Source organism: Pseudovibrio sp. SCP20, from assembly GCF_057774105.1.
Genome location: NZ_JBYMDH010000004.1, coordinates 264,849 through 284,160, shown reverse-complemented (window position 1 = coordinate 284,160; position 19,312 = coordinate 264,849). Strand labels below are relative to the sequence as shown.

20 protein-coding genes are annotated in these 19,312 nt (G+C 51.5%); 14 read left to right on the top strand and 6 right to left on the bottom strand.

Annotation, left to right across the window (positions count from 1 at the left end; translation table 11 throughout):
• Position 1: 1 nt before the first annotated feature.
• From truA to def, 4 genes are all read right to left on the bottom strand, one after another.
• The gene (gene truA, locus AC3CB2_RS17165) at positions 2–832 is read right to left on the bottom strand and encodes a tRNA pseudouridine(38-40) synthase TruA (RefSeq protein WP_054784315.1); all 831 of its coding nucleotides are present in this window, start codon (positions 830–832) and stop codon (positions 2–4) included.
• Positions 833–981: 149 nt separating this feature from the next.
• Positions 982–1,521 carry a GNAT family N-acetyltransferase gene (locus AC3CB2_RS17160; protein WP_352934711.1) on the bottom strand — a complete coding sequence of 180 codons (540 nt, stop codon included), beginning with the start codon at positions 1,519–1,521 and terminating at the stop codon, positions 982–984.
• 55 nt (positions 1,522–1,576) lie between these two features.
• Positions 1,577–2,515, bottom strand: coding sequence for a methionyl-tRNA formyltransferase (gene fmt, locus AC3CB2_RS17155; RefSeq protein WP_041768886.1), 939 nt, complete (start codon positions 2,513–2,515; stop codon positions 1,577–1,579).
• Positions 2,516–2,697: 182 nt separating this feature from the next.
• Positions 2,698–3,225 (bottom strand): peptide deformylase, encoded by a 528-nt coding sequence (def, locus tag AC3CB2_RS17150; protein WP_008552325.1) that lies wholly within the window; start codon positions 3,223–3,225, stop codon positions 2,698–2,700.
• Between the two features lie 231 nt (positions 3,226–3,456).
• On the opposite strand from def, the gene AC3CB2_RS17145 reads away from it, so the two are divergent.
• Entirely contained in the window at positions 3,457–4,680 is a 1,224-nt protein-coding gene (locus AC3CB2_RS17145; RefSeq protein ID WP_352934708.1) for a DNA recombination protein RmuC, read from the top strand.
• 3 nt (positions 4,681–4,683) lie between these two features.
• On the opposite strand, the gene AC3CB2_RS17140 is transcribed toward AC3CB2_RS17145, so the two are convergent.
• Complete coding sequence (locus AC3CB2_RS17140) at positions 4,684–5,601, bottom strand: LysR substrate-binding domain-containing protein (protein WP_352934705.1); 918 nt, start codon at positions 5,599–5,601, stop codon at positions 4,684–4,686.
• Between the two features lie 140 nt (positions 5,602–5,741).
• Here AC3CB2_RS17140 and AC3CB2_RS17135 point away from each other — a divergent pair, with 140 nt between their 5' ends.
• From AC3CB2_RS17135 to AC3CB2_RS17075, 13 genes are all read left to right on the top strand, one after another.
• On the top strand, positions 5,742–6,197 hold the full coding sequence (locus AC3CB2_RS17135) for a VOC family protein (RefSeq protein ID WP_008552354.1): 456 nt from the start codon (positions 5,742–5,744) through the stop codon (positions 6,195–6,197).
• 10 nt (positions 6,198–6,207) lie between these two features.
• A complete protein-coding gene (locus AC3CB2_RS17130; RefSeq protein WP_352934702.1) occupies positions 6,208–7,206 on the top strand; it encodes a carbon-nitrogen hydrolase family protein in 999 nt (332 codons plus the stop codon).
• Between the two features lie 223 nt (positions 7,207–7,429).
• Entirely contained in the window at positions 7,430–8,425 is a 996-nt protein-coding gene (locus tag AC3CB2_RS17125) for a carbon-nitrogen hydrolase family protein (RefSeq protein ID WP_352934699.1), read from the top strand.
• 92 nt (positions 8,426–8,517) lie between these two features.
• A complete protein-coding gene (locus AC3CB2_RS17120; protein WP_352934696.1) occupies positions 8,518–9,462 on the top strand; it encodes a 2-hydroxyacid dehydrogenase in 945 nt (314 codons plus the stop codon).
• Between the two features lie 131 nt (positions 9,463–9,593).
• Complete coding sequence (locus AC3CB2_RS17115; RefSeq protein WP_352934694.1) at positions 9,594–9,809, top strand: Flp family type IVb pilin; 216 nt, start codon at positions 9,594–9,596, stop codon at positions 9,807–9,809.
• A 108-nt stretch (positions 9,810–9,917) separates the two neighbouring features.
• Positions 9,918–10,430 (top strand): A24 family peptidase, encoded by a 513-nt coding sequence (locus AC3CB2_RS17110; RefSeq protein WP_352934691.1) that lies wholly within the window; start codon positions 9,918–9,920, stop codon positions 10,428–10,430.
• A gap of 230 nt (positions 10,431–10,660) precedes the next feature.
• Entirely contained in the window at positions 10,661–11,440 is a 780-nt protein-coding gene (gene cpaB / locus AC3CB2_RS17105) for a Flp pilus assembly protein CpaB (protein WP_352934688.1), read from the top strand.
• 10 nt (positions 11,441–11,450) lie between these two features.
• On the top strand, positions 11,451–12,902 hold the full coding sequence (locus AC3CB2_RS17100) for a type II and III secretion system protein family protein (protein ID WP_488389907.1): 1,452 nt from the start codon (positions 11,451–11,453) through the stop codon (positions 12,900–12,902).
• 11 nt (positions 12,903–12,913) lie between these two features.
• Positions 12,914–13,648, top strand: a complete 735-nt coding sequence (locus AC3CB2_RS17095) for a CpaD family pilus assembly protein (RefSeq protein ID WP_352934683.1) — start codon at positions 12,914–12,916, stop codon at positions 13,646–13,648.
• Between the two features lie 11 nt (positions 13,649–13,659).
• Entirely contained in the window at positions 13,660–14,940 is a 1,281-nt protein-coding gene (locus AC3CB2_RS17090) for a CpaE/TadZ family protein (protein ID WP_352934680.1), read from the top strand.
• Between the two features lie 29 nt (positions 14,941–14,969).
• Positions 14,970–16,451 carry a TadA family conjugal transfer-associated ATPase gene (locus tag AC3CB2_RS17085; RefSeq protein ID WP_075699818.1) on the top strand — a complete coding sequence of 494 codons (1,482 nt, stop codon included), beginning with the start codon at positions 14,970–14,972 and terminating at the stop codon, positions 16,449–16,451.
• Positions 16,444–17,463 (top strand): type II secretion system F family protein, encoded by a 1,020-nt coding sequence (locus AC3CB2_RS17080; protein ID WP_008552430.1) that lies wholly within the window; start codon positions 16,444–16,446, stop codon positions 17,461–17,463. The genes AC3CB2_RS17085 and AC3CB2_RS17080 overlap by 8 nt, the downstream gene beginning before the upstream one ends.
• Positions 17,464–17,473: 10 nt before the next feature.
• Positions 17,474–18,448, top strand: coding sequence for a type II secretion system F family protein (locus AC3CB2_RS17075; RefSeq protein ID WP_008552332.1), 975 nt, complete (start codon positions 17,474–17,476; stop codon positions 18,446–18,448).
• Position 18,449: 1 nt separating this feature from the next.
• On the opposite strand, the gene AC3CB2_RS17070 is transcribed toward AC3CB2_RS17075, so the two are convergent.
• Entirely contained in the window at positions 18,450–19,232 is a 783-nt protein-coding gene (locus tag AC3CB2_RS17070) for a tetratricopeptide repeat protein (RefSeq protein ID WP_008552484.1), read from the bottom strand.
• Between the last annotated feature and the right edge of the window lie 80 nt (positions 19,233–19,312).

Genomic DNA, 19,312 nt, shown 5'->3' with positions numbered 1-19,312 from the left:
CCTAGTCTTCTTCATCCGCCGGCGCTTCATCAGCACCAACGTTCTTCAGGCTATCCTGATAAGCGAGGAAAGACGCTTCATCCTCTTCTGGTGTGCGATAGTCCACCTGAGTGAGGTAAAGCCCTTCAGGAACGGCAACAGGCCCACACGCCTTGCGATCGCATGCTTCCAACGCAGTTTTCAGATCATCCTTGGTCCAGCGGCCTTCGCCTACAAGACGCAGACTACCCACCATAGAACGAACCTGATTGTGCAGGAACGAGCGGGAACTGCATTCCAGAAATACGTGATAGCCTTGGCGATAAACGCAAATGCGCTCCATGGTCTTCCACGGGCTCTTCGCCTGACACCGCGTATGGCGGAACGTCGTGAAATCATGATGCCCCAGCAGCACCTGCGCCGCTTCATTCATAGCTTCCGCATCCAGCTCCGGCTTCACGTACCAGGCCAGACCACGGTCATGCGTCAGAGGCTCAAGGCGGTTGGCAATCTTGTAGCGGTAATGACGGCGGATGGCAGAAAAACGCGCATCAAAGCCAAGCCCGGCCTTCTCACAGTCTAGGATAGCAACGGGGTCTGGCTGCGCATGAAAGTTCAGCGCATTCTTGACGGTTTCTGCTGGCCAGTCCTTGGAAAGATCCAGATGAGCCACCTGACCCGTTGCATGAACACCAGAGTCCGTGCGGCCAGCGCCACCAATGGTCACTGTCTCACCCGTGAAAGACTTGATTGCGCGCTCAATCACACCCTGAACTGTTGGGCCGTTGTCCTGACGCTGCCAGCCAACGAAAGGGCGTCCGTCATAATCAATGGTAATTTTGTAGCGCGGCATTCTTGTTCTTTGCAAAGGTTAAGCGGCAGGCTGTTCAGCCCGTGCACTGTAGCACAGGCAATCGCCCGCAGGATGCATCGGAAATTTCGCGCTGTACTATCAGATTTGAATGAGCAAGGCCAGACCTCGTGACAAGGCTGGAACGGAACCTACTCAAACTCCTGAAACGGCGTAGCATAGGTCACTTCAACAGGAAGCTCCTCACGTCCCGCCTGAGTAAATGGCAGCGCCATGAAGATAGGCCCGGCATACGGCCCTTGCACTTTCTTTGCCAGTTCACTGTCAAAGCCAAAACGGTTGAAGTAGTCGGGCGCACCAAGCACGAGGACAAGATCTTCACCCAGTCCCTGCAACTCATCCAATGCCGTCTGAATAAGCTTGGTGCCAACGCCTTTGTTCTTGGCAGCAGGTTCAACACAAACCGGCGCAAGGCAGCTGATCTTCAGCCGGTGACCTTCACCAGTGCCAGTCACCCGTGAGAATGCAAGGTGACCGAGAAGATTGCCATCAGTATCCGTCGCAATCCGTTCCAGAACCAGAGCACCGCAACCACGAAGCCGCTCAACCAGCCGACCCTCATTGCTTTGCCCGAATGCCCGAACCAGCAGCGAAAGGATCGCAGGCTCATCTTTCTTTTCTGGCCCACGGAGATCAACTTGATCCACTCCAAACTGTTGGACTTCAACCATGTCGCCTCCGTGTGTTTTTGTGTCTCTTAAGAAAAGCCTATCTGATTAAGGTGGGTCAGGAAACCTTGTCTCCAGCACTAAGCTTAGAGCCGCGTAAAAATTCATCGGTAGACATAGCCTTTTTGCCTGCCCGCTGAACCTGAACCAGCTTGATCGCACCAGAACCGCACGCAATGGTCAGCGTGCTTTCTTCTGCAACCAGAACCTCGCCAGCAGTGCCAGAACCTTCAGCAAGGCTGCTGCGCAGGATCTTCACACGCTCAGCGCTCTTGCCGCCCAGTTCCATCTCACACCACGCACCTGGGAAAGGAGAAAGGCCGCGAATATGGTTGTGCACCTGCTCTGCTGGCAGGGACCAGTCAATGCGGGTTTCGCTTTTCTGGATCTTCTTGGCATAGGTCACACCATCCTCAGACTGAGGCGTAGAACCCAAACCACCACGAGACAGCGCAGAAAGCGCGCGCAGCATCAGGTCACCACCAAGGCCAGAAAGGCGATCATGCAGTTCGCCAGCAGTCATATCCTCAGTGATCGCAACGGTTTCAGACATGCATACTGGGCCTGTATCCAGCCCTTCTTCCATCTGCATCACCTGAATGCCAGAAGCTTTATCGCCCGCCATGATCGCACGGTTGATCGGCGCAGCACCGCGCCAGCGTGGCAGCAAAGATGCGTGACCATTCAGACAGCCGTACTCGGTACCTTCTAAAATGGCTTTCGGCAGCAGAAGACCATAGGCCACCACAACCGCCACATCTGCTTCAAAAGAGCGGAACCGTTCCTGTTCCTCTTCGCTCTTCAGAGAAGTTGGCGTGAACACAGGAATGCCAAGGCTTTCAGCAGCTTCGTGCACCGGTGTCTTCTTCAGCTCCATGCCGCGTCCGGCTTTGCGTGGTGGCTGCGAGTAACACGCAACCACATCCCAACCTTGCCCAACAATCTCAATCAGAGTTGGGACGGAAAAATCGGGAGTACCCATGAAGATGACGCGCAATGACATAGCTGACCTGCCTGCTGTAATTTTTGTGTTGCTGCTTTATAGCCTATCTCCGGCAAGTGGAAACCGGTTTTCCTGCAAAGATGCGTGGGAAACAGACCCGTCTGTCGTCAGAAAGAAAGCAATAAAAAAGCGGCCTCCGCTGAAGGCCGCTTAATCTAAATGCATCGCCAGATGGATCAGGCTTGCTTCTGCTGCTTGATCATCTTTTTGACGATCCGGTCACGCTTCAGGCGAGACAGATAGTCAATGAACAAAACGCCGTTCAGGTGGTCCAGCTCGTGCTGAATGCAGGTTGCCAGCAGGCCGCCAGCTTCAATTTCCTGTTTCTCACCTTCGATGTTGAGGAAGGAGACGCGAACCTCGGCAGGTCGCTCAACATCCTCATAAATCCCAGGAATGGAAAGACAGCCTTCCTGATAGGTGTTCTTTTCTTCAGAAGACCAGGTGATCTCAGGATTGATAAAAACCATCGGCTCTTTTTCGACGCTGTCGTCTTCTTCGCTTTCGCGCTCTGCAACATCCAGAACGAACATGCGCTTCATCACACCAATCTGGCTCGCAGCAAGGCCAATGCCCGGCGCGTCATACATGGTCTGTAGCATGTCGTCGGCAAGTGTTCTGATTTCGTCGTTGATGTCTTCAATCGGAGCGCACTTCTCACGAAGGCAGGCTTCCGGGACAAATTTAATCTCGCGAATCGTCATAATTACTTTTGAAGTTGTTCTCGTTGCAAAGCTGTCCGCTCAACATGAGGCCGGCTGACATTGATGTTCTGGCTTCATATCCTCTTATAGGAACTTTGCCAAGTCGTTGACTATAGGCTTTTGGCTAGAGGTTTTTAAGAGGGCTCCCCATCAATTGAAGGATGTGGGTTGCAGTGCATCCAAGAAAGCTGAGAGGTATCGCGGGCTTGCAAAGTGTTCTATGTTTGTTTCATGGAACAGACAGTCTTCACATACGGTGCATTCACCCTCTCATACATTCAGGCAGCCATCATTGGTGGCGGTCTTTTGTTCTTGCTGCTGCTCATCTGGATCATGGGTTTGCGCGCAAAATTGAACAGGGTGCGCGTTACATCGGCGTTGGAGCAAAAGCAGGCTGCGGATACAGAAGCAGCTCTGGCGGAACTGGTGCGCTCTCAAGGCGAGATGACCGGCCGCATGCAAACCATGGCAGAGGTGTTTGGCTCCCGCCAGTCAGACCTGATGCGTGTGGTGAATGACCGTCTGGATGGCCTTGGCAAAACGCTGGGCGCCTCTGTTCTGGAAACCCACCGCCAAACCCATGCCAGCCTGACGGGACTGCAGGAGCGGATGGCTCTGCTCGACAAAGCTAACAAAACCATGGGTGAACTGGCCGGGCAGGTGACAGACCTGCAAATGGTGCTGAATGATAAGCAGTCTCGCGGAGCGTTTGGACAAGGCCGTATGGAAGCCATCATTGACGATGCATTGCCGCCAACCAGCTTTTCGTTTCAGAGCACACTCTCCAACCGATCACGCCCCGACTGCCTGATCCATATGCCAACGGGTGCACCGCCTCTGGTGGTTGATGCCAAGTTCCCATTAGAGGCTTTTGCGGCCATCAAGGATGCGGAGACCAAGCCAGAACTGAAAGATGCAGCCAACCGTTTCCGAAAGGATATCTCCAAACACCTTGAAGATATCGCAGGCAAATACTTGCTACCGGGTGAAACGCAGGACACGGCACTCATGTTCGTGCCCTCTGAAAGCCTCTTCGCCGAAATCCACGAGGGCTTTCCGGATCTGACGCAGAAAGCTCACCGTCTGCGGGTGGTGATCGTCTCTCCATCCCTGCTGGTTCTGGCCGTGCAGGTGATTCAGTCCGTACTGCGCGACGCCCGCATGCGCGAACAAGCCCATCTCATTCAGGCAGAAGTCGGCAAGCTGCTGCTGGACGTTGGTCGGCTGACAGAGCGCGTCTCCAAACTGCAAAACCACTTCGCCCAGACCAACAAGGATCTGGATCAGATCATGATCTCTGGTGATAAGATCAGCAATCGTGCCCGCAAGATTGACGAGATGCAGTTGGGCGGCAAAGCAAGTGAGCCAGTTACATCCTCTGCTTCACAAGCACCGCAAACAACTCATCTGGCTGACGATGAACTGCCATCTCCCTTTCAGTTCGATCGCAGATAAGCTCTAGGAAACCTGCACGAGGTGGTCACGCAGTGCCGCCACAGCAGGACGCCGCCACGCTGCTGAACTCCCTACCATGTAATAGGCGTTCCCCGTCACATGGCGAGCGGAAACCGGTTCTATCAAAGTACCATCCGCCAGATCTTTCTCAATCAGGAGGGAGGGGAGCAGCGCAAGCCCAAGCCCCTGACGTGCTGCCTCCAACACCATAAAGAAGTGCTCAAAGGAGAGGGAGGTATCTCCTGGCAGATAGCTGGAAAGCTTATGCGCCTCCGCCCAATACTCCCAGCTACCAAGGCGAGTGGAATGGATGAGCCGCGGCAAACCAAGTACATCTTGCAGGCTCTCCGGTTGTACATCACCCAGAAGGCTTTGACTGCACACCAAAACCATCTCTTCATCGCAAATGTGATGGCTCTCCAGCGCAGACCAGCTGCCCCGCCCAACAGTAAGCGCCACATCCACGCTGGAAGGGTCCCAGTTGACGGGGTCTTTGTGCCCAGCAGAAAAATCCGCTGGGATCGTGACAAGATCAATGCTGATAGCAGGGTAGGCCTCTGTGAACCCTCTGATCCTCTGCATCAGCCAAAGGTTAGCCAGAGACGGCAAAGTGCCAATGCGCAGCTGACCTGAGACCGAGCCCTTCAACTCATGCTCCAGATCCTCAACCAGCTTCAGCGCATTCTTCGCTTTCTGGCTAAGCAGCAATCCATCCTGCGTCAGCGCCAGTGTCTTCCCCTGTCGGGAAAACAGAACGAGCCCAAGCTGTTCCTCCAGACTCTGAATACGCCGCGAAACAGCACCCTGTGTAATGCCTAGCTCTCTGGCCGCCCGCGTAAAGCTGCCATGACGCGCAGCAGCGTCAAAAACAGGCAGCACAGATAGGATTTGCGAGGTGATCGAAAGATTGTGTCGGCTCATAATATGAGTTTAACTCATGTCTATGTGACTGTCATTGGCCTATTCATGAGATTTTAGGCAGTTTAAAACAACTCCAACATGAGTTTTAGGTATAGAACGTACTTCAGATAGTGCTTCCGCTTCTCTCATCTGAATGCGTAATGAAGTTTGAAAGTAAGGTGAGGCTGATCATGGCGCATCCATTCCATCTGGCATTTCCAATTGATGATCTGGAGCAGACCAAAGCGTTCTACATGGGCGTGCTTGGGTGCAAACAAGGCCGTGAGCTGGAAGGCAAATGGGTCGATTTTGACCTGTTCGGTCACCAGATGTCCGCTCACCTTCGCGATAAATCGCAAATCTCAATCGGAGTCACTGGCGTAGTTGATGGCGATGCTGTCCCTGTTCCTCACTTTGGCGTTGTTTTGCCAATGGATGAATGGTTGGCTTTGGCAGATCGCCTGAAAGCGCATGAAGGTATTGAATGGCTGCTCGAACCTAAGATCAGGTTTCAGGGCCAGCCGGGAGAGCAGGGAACTTTCTTCATCAAAGATCCCTCGGGCAATGCTCTTGAGTTCAAAGCTTTTGCCAGTGACTCTGACATTTTCGCAACCTGAGTAGAACCCCATGGAAATTTTAGAAGCAACACATACAACACAAAACCCTGCTGCATCTGATAAAATCAAAGTCGCTCTCGCTCAGATCGCTCCGGTCTGGCTGAAGCGCGAAGCAACACTGCAAAAAGTGGCAGATGCGGTAGAACTCGCAGGCAAACAAGGCTGCCAGCTCGTCACCTTTGGCGAAGCTCTGGTGCCGGGTTACCCGTTCTGGATTGAGCGCACCGACGGTGCTCGTTTCAACGACCCAAAGCAAAAAGCAATTTACGCCGAGTACCTTGAACAAGGCGTTGTGATCGAAGATGGTCATCTCGATGGCATCTGCGCAATCGCGAAGAAATACAGCATTGCTGTGTATCTTGGTGTGATGGAGCGCGCGGCCAACAGAAGCGGCCACAGCCTCTACTGCACACTAGTTTATATCGATCAGAACGGCGAAATCGGTTCCTCTCACCGCAAGCTGCAGCCAACCTACGAGGAGCGCCTTGCTTGGGCTCCGGGTGATGGCAACGGCCTGCGCGTGCATCCGCTGGGCCGCTTCACTGTTGGTGGCCTCAACTGCTTCGAAAACTGGATGCCTCTGTCCCGCGCTGCTCTGTATGCGCAGGGCGAAGACCTCCACGTTGCTGTCTGGCCGGGCGGACTTCACAACACGGAAGACACAACCCGCTTCGTTGCGAAGGAAAGCAGAAGCTATGTGATTTCAGTATCCGGCCTCATGCGTCCATCAGACTTCCCGGAAGACACGCTGGAGCTCGCTGAAATTCTGGAAAACAGCAATGATTTCCTCGCAAACGGTGGCTCCTGCATCTCCGCACCAGATGGCTCCTGGGTCGTTGAACCTCAGGTCGGCAAAGAAGTGCTGATCACGGCTGAGCTCGATCATGCAGTCGTGCGTGGTGAGCGCCAGAACTTCGATCCAACCGGCCACTACAGCCGCCCGGATGTGACTCGTTTGGTCGTCGATCGCAAACGCCAGCAACTGGCTGATTTCATCGACGCTGAATGAAACTAAGTACTCAGGAATAAAGAGTGAGGCAGGACGTAAAGTAGACCGGTTTTTCTCTCAAAAATTTCAGTGAAGTTGAGAGATGCAACCCGCTACAGACCAACCTGCCTCATAGTAAGATTAAGATCTGGAACGGCAAAACCTCGTCAGTCAAACGACATTTGTTTTTGCGGCCCTGCCGTGCCTCTCTGTGATCTTCACCTTGCATACTGAGTATTAAGCCATGGAAATTTTGGAAGTTACGCATACATCGCAAAACCCATCCGCATCAGACAAAATCAAAGTGGCCCTCGCGCAGATCGCACCGGTTTGGTTGAAGCGAGAAGCGACCTTGCAAAAGGTACTCGATGCGGTGGAATTGGCTGGCAAACAGGGCTGCCAACTCGTGGCCTTTGGCGAAACACTTGTGCCGGGGTACCCCTTCTGGATTGAACGGACAGATGGAGCGCGGTTCAACGACCCAAAGCAAAAAGCCATGTATGCGCGATTTCTGGATCAGGGCGTCGTCATTGAGGAAGGCCACCTCGATGCAGTCTGTGCCATGGCGAAGAAACACAGCATATCCGTCTACCTTGGCGTGATGGAACGGGCCGCCAACAGAAGTGGCCACAGCCTCTACTGCACGCTGGTCTATATTGATCAGAACGGTGATATCGGATCAGTCCACCGCAAGCTGCAACCAAGCTATGCAGAACGCCTTGCATGGGCACCGGGCGATGGCAATGGCTTACGTGTGCATCCCCTAGGTCGGTTCACCGTCGGGGGGCTTAACTGCGCAGAAAACTGGATGCCGCTTTCCCGCGTTGCCCTCTATGCGCAAGGGGAAGATTTGCATGTGGCCGTCTGGCCGGGTGGTTTGCGAAACACGGAAGACCCAACCCGTTTCGTGGCAAAGGAAAGCAGAAGCTACACACTCTCTGTCTCCGGCCTCATGCGGGCTTCAGATTTCCCGGAGGATACGCCGGAACTCGCTGAAATCCTTGAAGGCAGCAGTGAGTTCCTCGCTGACGGCGGCTCCTGCATCGCAGCGCCGGATGGATCATGGATTGTGGAGCCGCAAGTGGGCAGGGAGCTTCTGATCACCGCAGAATTGGATCACGCCATGGTCCGTGCCGAGCGCCAGCTCTTCGACCCAACCGGTCACTACAGCCGACCGGATGTAACCCGATTGGTCGTCGACCGAAAACGTCAGCAGCTTGCTGATTTTGTCGACTCTTAATAAAACGAACTGCGCAATTGATATATGACAGCGCAGTGCCGAAGATCGCTCAGTGATCTTCGGACGAAACACACTTGGAAATGGAGTGCCTTATGAACCTGGTCTTGTCTCTCAAAAACTTCAACGAAGCTGAGTGGATCGACCGGCTCCAAGCACTCCTGCCCAACCGAAAGATCGAAGGCTGGAATGGCGGTGTTTCTGAGCCGGAAAAGGCAGAGTATCTGCTTGCATGGAAGCCGGACCCTGCTGTTTTCGCAGCGCTGCCAAACCTGAAAGTAATCTTCTCATTGGGCGCAGGTGTTGACCATCTCACATCCCTGCCAGAACTGCCGCGGCTCCCACTCGTACGCATCGTTGATCCGGACCTGACCAGTCGCATGACCGAGTGGGTCGTATTCCAAACATTACTCCACCATCGCCAACACCTGACCTACGCGGCTCAACAAGAAGCGGGCGTGTGGCATGGTCACAGGCAATGGGCCGCAAAAGATGTTCGCGTAGGCATTCTTGGGCTTGGTGAGCTGGGTTTGGATTCCGCCAAAGCGCTCAAATCACTCGGTTTCAACGTCGCGGGTTGGTCCCGCACGTCGAAAACGGCTGAAGGCATTGAAAGCTTTGCTGGTGAAGACCAGCTGGAAGCATTCCTGAACCGCACAGATATTCTGGTCAACCTGCTGCCATCCACGCCAGCAACGCATAAACTGATCAACGCAGACCGACTTGCCATGTTATCGCAAAGTGGAGCGCTTGGTGGCCCTGTCTACATCAACGCAGGCCGTGGTGCGACGCAGGACGAAATCGCGATTGATGCAGCTTTGACGTCTGGAACACTCAAAGGCGTAAGTCTCGACGTGTTTGCTGTTGAGCCTCTGCCGGAAGAGAGCCCCCTCTGGAAACAGAATAACTGCATCATCACTCCACACGTAGCCGCCGAAAGCGATCCGCAGGCGCTCTCCGAATACGTGGTAAAGCAAATCAAGGGCTTTGAGAGTGGGGAGGCTTTGGAGAACCTCGTGGATCTGGAAGTCGGCTACTAAGCCGGTCATGTCTTGATGAAACCTTAGCGGGAAAGCCCGAAAACCCAAACAAGTTGAGCGCCTCAATCAATCTAAGGTTTAGCTGCAAGGAGTAGCATCACACACAACTATAACAATAAAGTTGTGATCTGATGCTCTCCATCCTGCGAGGTTTGTTCCAGCGAGAACTGGGCAGTGCGACAATTGAGTTCGGGCTCATCTCTGGCCTCATCGCCCTGGCCATCCTTGCCATGGTGTCTGCTCCTACACTTACCAATTCTGCTTTTATTCCAGCCAGTAACAAGGCACAGATCGGTGAAACGGAGCGTGATCTACAGCTGTGGGAGCTCGTAAAACCAAACAATTAAATTTGTAAATAAATGAGGTTTCAGGAGATAAAAATATCAGTCGTTAAGCTCCTGTTTGGATTTGCTCTTGCAAAACCATAGTACGGTATTTGTGGGGGAGATCACGACATGATTGCAAATGGACTATTGATCATATTTCCATTGCTGCTTGCGGTTGCTGCTTTCTTTGATCTCTTCACCATGACAATCCCGAACAAACTCAACTTGCTTCTTGTCGTTGCATTTGTTGCCATGGCCTTCCTGCTGCAACTGCCTCTCCAACAAGTGGCTATGAGCTTCGCATTAGGCTTCGGCGTCATGGTCATTGGCTTTGGATTGTTCGCTCTGGGTGTGATGGGCGGCGGTGATGTCAAATTTCTAGCCGCAATCTCACTCTGGCTGGGTTTGTCCATGAACATGTTGGACTTCATCCTGCTCACCAGCATCTATGGCGGGGCATTAACGCTGGTCATCCTGGCATTGCGCAAAGTGCCATACTTCCCGCAGTTCATGCACGGGCAAGCTTGGTTGCTGAAGTTGCACGATAAAAAGTCCGGCGTACCCTATGGAATCGCTATCGCAATAGCAGGGATTCAGGTGTACCCGAACACCCTCTGGTTCTCGCAGATTCCAACTTTGTGAGCATATCGCGAGCAATTAATCTAAACAAAGTATTAATGTTTGGAACTAGTGTGTTTTCACTAGGGTTAACCTGTTGCTCTTCATAGATATTCCCAAATTGACTCTATGCACATAAGTAAAAATTACAAATGTAGTGTTGTTACGGAATATTAACTATGTCTTGACAATTTTTGCTCAAATTAGGGTTAACGAATGCTGCTTAGCCAAATCTCTTAGAGGGTGGGTGCCACATGAAGGCCTCCAGATTATTAGTTTTAATTATCGCTTTAAGCGCCGGTGGATTGGCCGCTTGGCTAAACCTGTCTTCTGGTTCCCGGGAGCCGGCACAAACCATCGTTGTGCAGGAACAGGAAATACCTTCTCTGGAAATTCTTGTCGCCGCACAGGATCTCAAAGTCGGCACCGCCCTCACAGAGGGTGATCTGGCCTGGGCCAAATGGCCGGAAGAATCTGTATCTGACGGCGTGATCCTGCGACGCTCCAGCCCTCAGGCGGATGAAGAGTTCCTCGGCCAAATCATCAAAGCTGCAATGTTCAGCGGCGAACCAATCCGCGCAGAACGATTGATCAACACCGACAAAGGCTTCCTTGCTGCGATCCTCCCAAAAGGAAAACGCGCAGTTGCTGTGCCGGTGGATGCGGTCTCCACGGCAGGTGGTTTTATTCTTCCTGGCGATAAGGTCGACGTGCTGATCAGCATGCAGGCCAAGAAACGCGATGAAGGCTTCATCAGCGAAACGCTGCTCGAGAATATCAAGGTGCTCGCCATCGACACCACGACAGCATCAGAGAACAGCGAAAAAGCCATGTCACCGGATCAGACAGCCACGCTGGAACTCTTCCCTCACGAAGCCGAGACAATTGCACGCGCCACTCAAATGGGAACGCTCTCGCTGTCACTGCGCAGCGCTGCGGACTCAAAGGATGGCGTGAAGCAGCCACCACGCGTGAAAGGTGGTGTGAAGTTTGTGAAGTACGGGATTGCCTCCCAGTCTGTTAACGGAAATTAGTAGGTAAACTATGGTTTTTCATCGACACATTCGTCCGGCGAGAAGTTTACCGCAGAAATCCCGTTTCAGCGGAGCTCTCCTAAACCTGTTCATGGCGCTGACACTGACAGTAGCCGCTCCACAACTTGCCGCAGCCCAAACCAACTTCGAAGCCACAGTAGAAGTCACCTCCCAACACAGCGGCAAAGTCCGCCAGCTGAATGTGGGTGAAGGAAGATCTATTGTCCTGAACACAAACGAAGAAGTCCGTGATGTGCTGGTCTCGAACCCAGAAATTGCAGACGCCGTAGTACGCACAAGAAATCGCGTCTTCGTCTTCGGCAACAAAATCGGCCAGGCGTCTTTGGTTTTGTTTGGTAATGGTGGACGGCAGTTGGCATCATTCAATTTGAATGTTCAACCTGATCCATCTGGACTTATCGAGCTCATCCAGCGACTGCTGCCGAACTCTGCAATCAATGCTGATATTGTGAACGAAAGTGTTGTTCTTTCTGGAACGGCTATTTCTGCACTTGAAGCCCAGCAGGCTTACGATATTGCTCTGAAATTTGTTGGCAATGACGACAAGAAGATAGTCAATACAATCGCCGTTGCTGAAAAAGATCAGGTCCAGTTGAAAGTGACGGTAGCTGAAGTTGAGCGCACGACAATCAAACAGTTAGGCGTGAGCCTACAAGGCGCATTGTCTATTGGTGCGTTGGATGTCAAATTTAACACATCGCCTGCATACAACATCAATCCGTCAGTTGTGAATGCTGGTCTTTTTCAAGGACAGCTGCCAATTGGTGGTGGTTCAATTGTACCGACGATCAAGGCACTTGAACGTGATGGAGTGATGAAAACACTCGCTGAACCAACACTGGTTGCAGTCTCTGGTGAGAATGCAAGTTTCCTGGCCGGTGGTGAATTCCCAATTCCAGTTGCTTATGAAGACAACAAAATCAGTTTGGAGTTTAAACCATTCGGTGTTGGGTTGGATTTTACTCCTGTTGTGTTGTCTGAAGGGCGTATCAAACTTCGTATTAAAACCGAGGTTAGTGAGCTGAGTTCCGAAGGCGCGGTTAATTTGGCTGGTGCAATTTCTGTATCTGCTTTGAAAGTACGCCGCGCAGAATCTACGTTGGAGCTGCCATCAGGTGGTACGTTGGTAATGGCCGGCTTGCTGAAGCACAATTATGGTCAGGAAATTGATGGGATACCTGGTTTGAAAGATGTTCCAATTCTTGGAACCATGTTTAAGAGCCGCGATTACATCAATAAACAAACCGAACTGGTAATTTTTGTAACACCTTATGTCGTAAGGCCAGTTGCACGTTCTCAGATCGCTCGCCCGGATGACAACTTCGCAGCGCCGAGTGATCAATCAACGATTTTTCTAAACCAGCTTAGCCGGATTTACAGGTCAACAGATGCACCTGTGAAAGGCAGCTATCACGGTAAAATTGGCTACATTTACGAGTGAGGATGCGTTCAATGAGTGTACATATGTCACCCTCTACAAAGTGTAGCGGTTTTATCAGGAAGACTGTCGTATCTGTAGGTGGTTTACTATTGCTAGCTGCTTGTAACTCAACACCATCTTATGTTGAACAGCATACTGTTGCTGATATTGATTACAGAAAGCGGCATCCGATTGTTATCACCGAAGTGCCTGAAAATTTTGATATTCCAGTTTCTGGTGAAGCTAGAAATCTGAACCGTTCACTGAAGACAGCTGTAGCAGCCTTTGGCCAACAGGCAATCGTTGATGGGAATGGTTTTGTAGAAGTTTTAGTTCCTTCCGGATCCGCAAATGAGGCCGCGGTAAGAGCAATTTCTCCGCAAATCAGAACAGCGTTAAAGCAAGGTGGAATGGAAGCAAACAAGATCGTTATGAGGTCATATTCTGTTTCTGATATGGCTGCATCTGCTCCTGTTCGCCTCTCCTTTATGCGGGTGAAAGGAGCCGTCCGAGATTGCGGAAACTGGCCTACTGGTATGGTCATCAATCATCAGAATCTTGATTACCATAACTTTGGTTGCGCATCGCAGGCAAATCTCGCCGCGGTGGTAGACAATCCTACCGATTTGCTGCGTCCACGTACGCTTGGTCCTAATGACCCAAGCCGTACAAACGTAGTTCTGACCAAAAACCGAGCAGGTGAAGTGACCGCTGGGGATTATGCAACCGGTGTTGGCGCAGCGATATCCTCTGTAGCGCAGAACTAGTGGGATAAAACATGAGTGATTTGGCATATAAGGGGTCTGGTAACGATCCAATGCAAAATTCGTCAGGGCAACTCTCAACCTCTGAGTTTCAGTTCGTAAGCATCCCGAGAATCTCAGTTCAAGCGTTTTGCTTGGATGCGCAGACTGCTGAGACGATCCAAAATGCAAGTCTGGATCGCCGCATGGCCAAGGCGCACACGATGGTGCGACAAGGAGGTATTCCTGCTGCTGTCGAGACTTTCCAAAGTGCAGCAACGCCGAACTTTTTGATCGTAGAGTCTCTTTCTAGTCCTCATGAGGTTATTGAAGAGCTGGATCAGCTTGCAGAAGTTTGTGATGCTGGGACCAATGTGCTGGTTATTGGCCGCGTGAACGATGTGAACCTCTATCGTGCGCTCATTCAGCGTGGTGTTGGCGAGTACATTGTCGGGCCGGTCGACATCGCGCAGATCATCAATACGATTGGTCAGTTTTATTCAGATACTGAAGCTGAGCCGTTTGGTCGAACGATTGCTGTGATCGGTGCAAAAGGTGGGTGTGGTGCCTCTTCTGTTGCGCACAACCTCTCCTGGTCCATTGCCAAAACCCTGGACAATGATGTTGCGATTGCAGATCTGGATTTGCCTTTCGGAACCGCCGGTCTGGACTTCAATCAGGACCCTCTGCAAGGCGTGATGGAAGCTGTTGCTTCACCAGAGCGTCTGGATGACACATTGCTCGATCGTCTGCTTTCAAAGTGCAATGACCGCCTGAGCCTGCTCGCAGCTCCTGCAACGCTTGATCAGACCTATGATTTTGAAACTGACAAGTTCGATCAGGTCATTGAAGTGATGCAAAAAGGCACGCCAACTGTTGTGCTCGATTTGCCTCATACTTGGAACGGCTGGGTGCGTCATATCCTTGCGCATGTTGATGAAGTTCTGATTGTTGCGGAACCCGATTTGGCAAACCTGCGCAACGCTAAGAACCTTGTTGACAGCATTGGTCAGCTGCGCCCGAACGATGCAAAGCCTTATCTGGTCTTGAATAAAGTCGGCATTCCAAAACGCCCTGAGATCAAACCTGACGAGTTCAGCAGTGCGCTGGATGTTGTCTCTTTGGCGTCCATGCCATTTGAGCCAGCGCTGTTTGGTACCGCTTCCAACAACGGTCAGATGATTGCTGAGTTTGATAGCCGGCATGCAGTTGCCGGTCTGTTTGAAGAGATCGCTGCGAAAGTGACTGGCAAGGCCGAGATGAACCAGAAGAGCAAATCTCTCTTCGCATCCCTAATGAAAAAAGTCCGTAAATAGTCCTTGGGCTGATTTAAAGGCGTTAGAATATGTTTGGTAGACGTGGCAACGGTGAATTTGGAAACAAAAAACCAAAGTCTGCTCCTGTAAACCCAGCGGTACAGGCGCAGGCAGCAAAGCCTGTTGTTCAGGAAACGCCGAACAAGATAAAGCCAACCCAACCGGTTATTGAGAAGCAACCTGAGAAGCCGAAGGAAAGTGCTCCCGAGAACAAACGAACTCAGGAGTATTATGCGACCAAGGCCTCCATCTTCAATGCGCTGGTTGAAGCGATTGATCTCTCGCAGCTAAGCCGTCTGGAACAGGACGATGCGCGCGATGAGATCCGCGATGTTGTGAATGACATCATCGCCCTTAAAAACCTCGTCATGTCCATCGCCGAGCAGGAAGATCTACTCGAGGATATCTGTAATGACGTTCTCGGCTATGGTCCGCTGGAACCGTTGCTGGCACGTGATGATATTGCGGATATTATGGTGAACGGCGCAAACACCGTTTACATCGAAACAGATGGCATGGTGGAGCAGACTGGCATTCAGTTCCGCGATAATCGCCAGCTGATGAATATCTGCCAACGCATCGTATCGCAGGTCGGCCGCCGTGTTGATGAATCCAGCCCAATCTGTGACGCCCGCTTGCCGGATGGATCTCGTGTAAACGTGATCGCACCACCTCTGTCCTTGGATGGTCCAGCCCTCACAATTCGTAAGTTTAAGAAAGACAAACTTACACTGGACCAGCTTGTGAACTTTGGCTCCATCTCGCCAGAAGGGGCTGAAATTCTTGAGATTATCGGGCGTGTCCGCTGTAACACCGTTATCTCTGGCGGTACGGGTTCCGGTAAAACCACACTCCTCAACTGTTTAACACGTTACATCGATAGCACTGAACGCATCATCACCTGCGAAGATAGTGCGGAACTTCAGCTTCAGCAGCCGCATGTGGTACGTCTGGAAACCAGACCACCCAACCTGGAAGGCGAGGGGGAGATCACCATGCGTGATCTCGTCAAAAACTGTCTGCGTATGCGTCCTGAACGTATTATCGTGGGTGAGGTACGTGGCCCGGAAGTATTCGATTTGCTCCAGGCCATGAACACCGGCCACGATGGTTCCATGGGCACAATCCACTCCAACTCACCGCGTGAATGCCTGAAACGTATTGAATCCATGATTGCACTGGGCGGCTTCTCTCTGCCATCCAAGACAGTGCGTGAGATCATCGTCGGTTCTATTGATGTGATCGTGCAGGCTGCCCGTCTCAGAGATGGCTCGCGTCGCATCACTCACATCACCGAGGTGGTCGGCATGGAAGGTGATGTCATCACCACGCAGGATCTCTTCACCTACGACATCACTGGTGAAGATGCGAACGGCAAAATTGTAGGTCAGCACCGCTCAACCGGCATCGGCCGCCCACTCTTCTGGGATAGAGCGAGATACTTCAACGAAGAAGAACGCCTGGCCCGCGCCCTCGACGCCTCAGACATCTCAGGAGGACTGCATGGCTAACCTCGATAGCTTCCTCGCGTCTCCTCTGGCTGACTATCTCATAACGGCACTGATAATGATCAGCGTCGTCGGTGTTACCTTCACCTTGCTGGCGCCGCTGTTCTCAAAGGATAAACTGGGCAAGCGAAAAGAAAGCTTGGTCCAGAAAGATATCTCTGGTCTCAAAGGGAGCAATAAAAAGCTGGACATTACGGCACGCAGAAAGTCCGTACAAGATCAGCTCAATGCTATGGAAGCCGCGCAGGCTGCCAAAAAGAAAAACGCTGACAAACCGATTTTTGCAGACTGGATTGGGCAAGCTGGGCTCAACTGGACGAAACCGAGATACTACGCCTACTCGGTAATCTGTGGTGTGCTTTTGTTTTTGGTTAGCATGCTCTCAGGGCAGTCGATCTGGATTTCACTGGCTCTCTTGTTTGTAGGCATATTCGGTCTGCCTCGCTTTTATGTTTCCAGAGCCAGAAAGAAGCGCTTCAATCGTTTCCTTGAAGAGTTTCCAAATGCGGTTGATATCATTGTGCGCGGCATCAAGTCTGGTATGCCGCTAGGTGATTGTATGCACATCGCTGCTTCAGAGGCGAAAGATCCTGTCGGGACGGAGTTTTCCTTGGTCTTGGACAAAATGCAAATGGGGATGCCACTTGCTGAAGCAATTCAGTCTTTGCCTAAAAGAGTCCCTCTTCAGGAAACCAACTTTCTGGCTATTGTTGTAACCATTCAGGCTCAGGCCGGTGGGAGCCTATCGGAAGCTCTGGGCAACCTTTCTAAAACTTTGCGCCAGCGGAAAGAAATGAAAGGGAAGATCCGAGCCGTGAGCCAGGAAGCAAAATCGTCTGCTGCGATTATTGGGTCCCTTCCGTTTATTGTAACCGCCCTGCTATTCGTTCTGAGCCCGGACTACATAAAGTTACTCGTGGATACGGATATAGGTCTGGTTCTGATTGGCATTGGTTTGTTCTGGATGTCGATTGGAATCCTCGTAATGCGCAAAATGATTGACTTCAAAATTTAGGGTAGCGAACATGAATTTGGTATCTTTGGGAGGTAACAACATCTTCATGGTTGTCCTGACGCTTATAGCGGTATCAGGAACTGTGTTCGCTCTTTTATCTCCGCTTTTTGAGAGAGATGATCTCAAAAGCAGAATGAAATCTGTTGCTTTAGAGAGGGATAAAATCCGTTCTCGTGAACGAAATCGTCTCGCTCAGGAAAAAGAAAATCAACGTGTGTCACTGCGCAGTAATCCGAAGGATGGCGTTCGGGAGTTTGTTGATAAATATGACCTGAAGAAGCTGCTATCGAGTGACAATGTTGCCAAGAAGCTCAAAATGGCAGGGTATCGGGGGGTATCACCTCTTTATACTTATCTCTTTTTGCAGATTATTCTCCCTGTAGCTTTTTTTGCAGCCTCATTTTTCTATCTGGTCGTTATCCTCCAACTGGATATCCCTTTTGCTGGTGTAGTCGCTTGTAGCTTGGGTGTGGCTGCGATTGGATTCTATGGCCCGAGTATTATCGTACAGAACAAAGTGATGAAGAGACAGGAATCCATCAGGCTAGCTTGGCCAGATGCGATGGACCTGATGTTGATTTGTGTTGAATCTGGAATGTCTATCGAAGCTGCCTTCAAAAAAGTAGCAGAAGAAGTCGGTCCACAATCGACAGCGTTGGCGGAAGAGCTGATCTTGGCGAATGCCGAGTTGTCTTACCTTGATGAACGCAGAAAAGCTTATCAAAACTTAGCGGAAAGAACCGGATTGGATGGCGTCAAAAACGTAGTTGTAGCGCTTTCCCAGGCGGAGAAATACGGTACACCAATCGGTTACGCTCTGCGCGTTCTATCTGAGGAAAGTAGACAAGAACGTATGCAGGAAGCTGAGAGAAAAGCTGCAGCTCTTCCGCCAAAGCTTACCGTACCAATGATGCTGTTCTTTCTGCCTGTATTGTTCATCGTATTGATTGCACCAGCAGTCATCAAAGTCTCAGCCCACTTCTAACTCAAGCCTTCCCGAGCATTGTCTTCAGGTACGCCACGTTTTCGGCGGCCTGGCGGGGGTCGATATCGGATTGAGCGACGCGGACGGCTTCATCGAAGCGGCCTTGGAGGCCGAGGGTGAGGGCGAGGTTTTGGCGGACCTGGCTACCGGCGCGGCCTGTGTCGAGAGCAGAGCGCAGCGCGGTCTCGGCGTTACGTAGGTCTCCGGCCAGCAGATAAGACATTCCCAGATTGTTCAGCACAGACGGCTCGTTCGGGGAGATCTTGAGCGCCTGCTGATAGGTGGCGCGCGCCTGCTTGGTTTCTCCCAGTTGATCCAAGATAGCAGCTTTGGCTGAGAGCATTTTCCAATTTGGCTGAGCAGGGTCAAAAGCGTTGTCGATGACATTCAGCGCTTCCTGCAACTTTCCGTTTTCTGCAAGCACTTTGCCGTAACTGGCTGCAATGGTTTTGTTCTCAGCATTGGCGATAACACCACGGCGTAAGATTGCTTCTGCTTGCTGACCTTGACCATCAATCCTGAGTGCTGCTGCATAGTTTAGGATCGTGCGTGGGTTCTTCTGATCCTTAGAATAAGCTCCGCCCCAATAGGCAAGCGCCTTCTGCATTTCCTGTGAACCCGGCTTTAACTGCTGACTTTGAGAAACAGAAGCTTGCGCTCGAGGTTTGTTCGTTGCACAGCCAGAAAGCGCAATCCCGCAAGCCAACAGCAATGAGACAGCTGTCGCACTTTTGAAAATGCCGGTAGACATCTTGGTTTTGTGTGTGCGGTCAAATACGGCCATGGAACCCTCAGCAACGAAGCAATTCAAATATTGTTTGAAAATGAAATATTAACCCTAATTTCTGGTTAACTCTCATGGCG

Bases quoted from the DNA above. Each gene is read 5' to 3' on its own strand.
- AC3CB2_RS17125 (WP_352934699.1), top strand. From the start codon at position 7,430: ATGGAAATTTTGGAAGTTACGCATACATCGCAAAACCCATCCGCATCA.
- AC3CB2_RS17115 (WP_352934694.1), top strand. From the start codon at position 9,594: ATGCTCTCCATCCTGCGAGGTTTGTTCCAGCGAGAACTGGGCAGTGCG.
- AC3CB2_RS17090 (WP_352934680.1), top strand. From the start codon at position 13,660: ATGAGTGATTTGGCATATAAGGGGTCTGGTAACGATCCAATGCAAAAT.
- AC3CB2_RS17140 (WP_352934705.1), bottom strand. From the start codon at position 5,601: ATGAGCCGACACAATCTTTCGATCACCTCGCAAATCCTATCTGTGCTG.
- def (WP_008552325.1), bottom strand. From the start codon at position 3,225: ATGACGATTCGCGAGATTAAATTTGTCCCGGAAGCCTGCCTTCGTGAG.
- cpaB (WP_352934688.1), top strand. From the start codon at position 10,661: ATGAAGGCCTCCAGATTATTAGTTTTAATTATCGCTTTAAGCGCCGGT.
- AC3CB2_RS17080 (WP_008552430.1), top strand. From the start codon at position 16,444: ATGGCTAACCTCGATAGCTTCCTCGCGTCTCCTCTGGCTGACTATCTC.
- AC3CB2_RS17120 (WP_352934696.1), top strand. From the start codon at position 8,518: ATGAACCTGGTCTTGTCTCTCAAAAACTTCAACGAAGCTGAGTGGATC.
- AC3CB2_RS17160 (WP_352934711.1), bottom strand. From the start codon at position 1,521: ATGGTTGAAGTCCAACAGTTTGGAGTGGATCAAGTTGATCTCCGTGGG.
- AC3CB2_RS17075 (WP_008552332.1), top strand. From the start codon at position 17,474: ATGAATTTGGTATCTTTGGGAGGTAACAACATCTTCATGGTTGTCCTG.
- AC3CB2_RS17095 (WP_352934683.1), top strand. From the start codon at position 12,914: ATGAGTGTACATATGTCACCCTCTACAAAGTGTAGCGGTTTTATCAGG.
- AC3CB2_RS17145 (WP_352934708.1), top strand. From the start codon at position 3,457: ATGGAACAGACAGTCTTCACATACGGTGCATTCACCCTCTCATACATT.
- AC3CB2_RS17110 (WP_352934691.1), top strand. From the start codon at position 9,918: ATGATTGCAAATGGACTATTGATCATATTTCCATTGCTGCTTGCGGTT.
- truA (WP_054784315.1), bottom strand. From the start codon at position 832: ATGCCGCGCTACAAAATTACCATTGATTATGACGGACGCCCTTTCGTT.
- AC3CB2_RS17100 (WP_488389907.1), top strand. From the start codon at position 11,451: ATGGTTTTTCATCGACACATTCGTCCGGCGAGAAGTTTACCGCAGAAA.
- AC3CB2_RS17135 (WP_008552354.1), top strand. From the start codon at position 5,742: ATGAAGTTTGAAAGTAAGGTGAGGCTGATCATGGCGCATCCATTCCAT.
- AC3CB2_RS17130 (WP_352934702.1), top strand. From the start codon at position 6,208: ATGGAAATTTTAGAAGCAACACATACAACACAAAACCCTGCTGCATCT.
- AC3CB2_RS17085 (WP_075699818.1), top strand. From the start codon at position 14,970: ATGTTTGGTAGACGTGGCAACGGTGAATTTGGAAACAAAAAACCAAAG.
- AC3CB2_RS17070 (WP_008552484.1), bottom strand. From the start codon at position 19,232: ATGGCCGTATTTGACCGCACACACAAAACCAAGATGTCTACCGGCATT.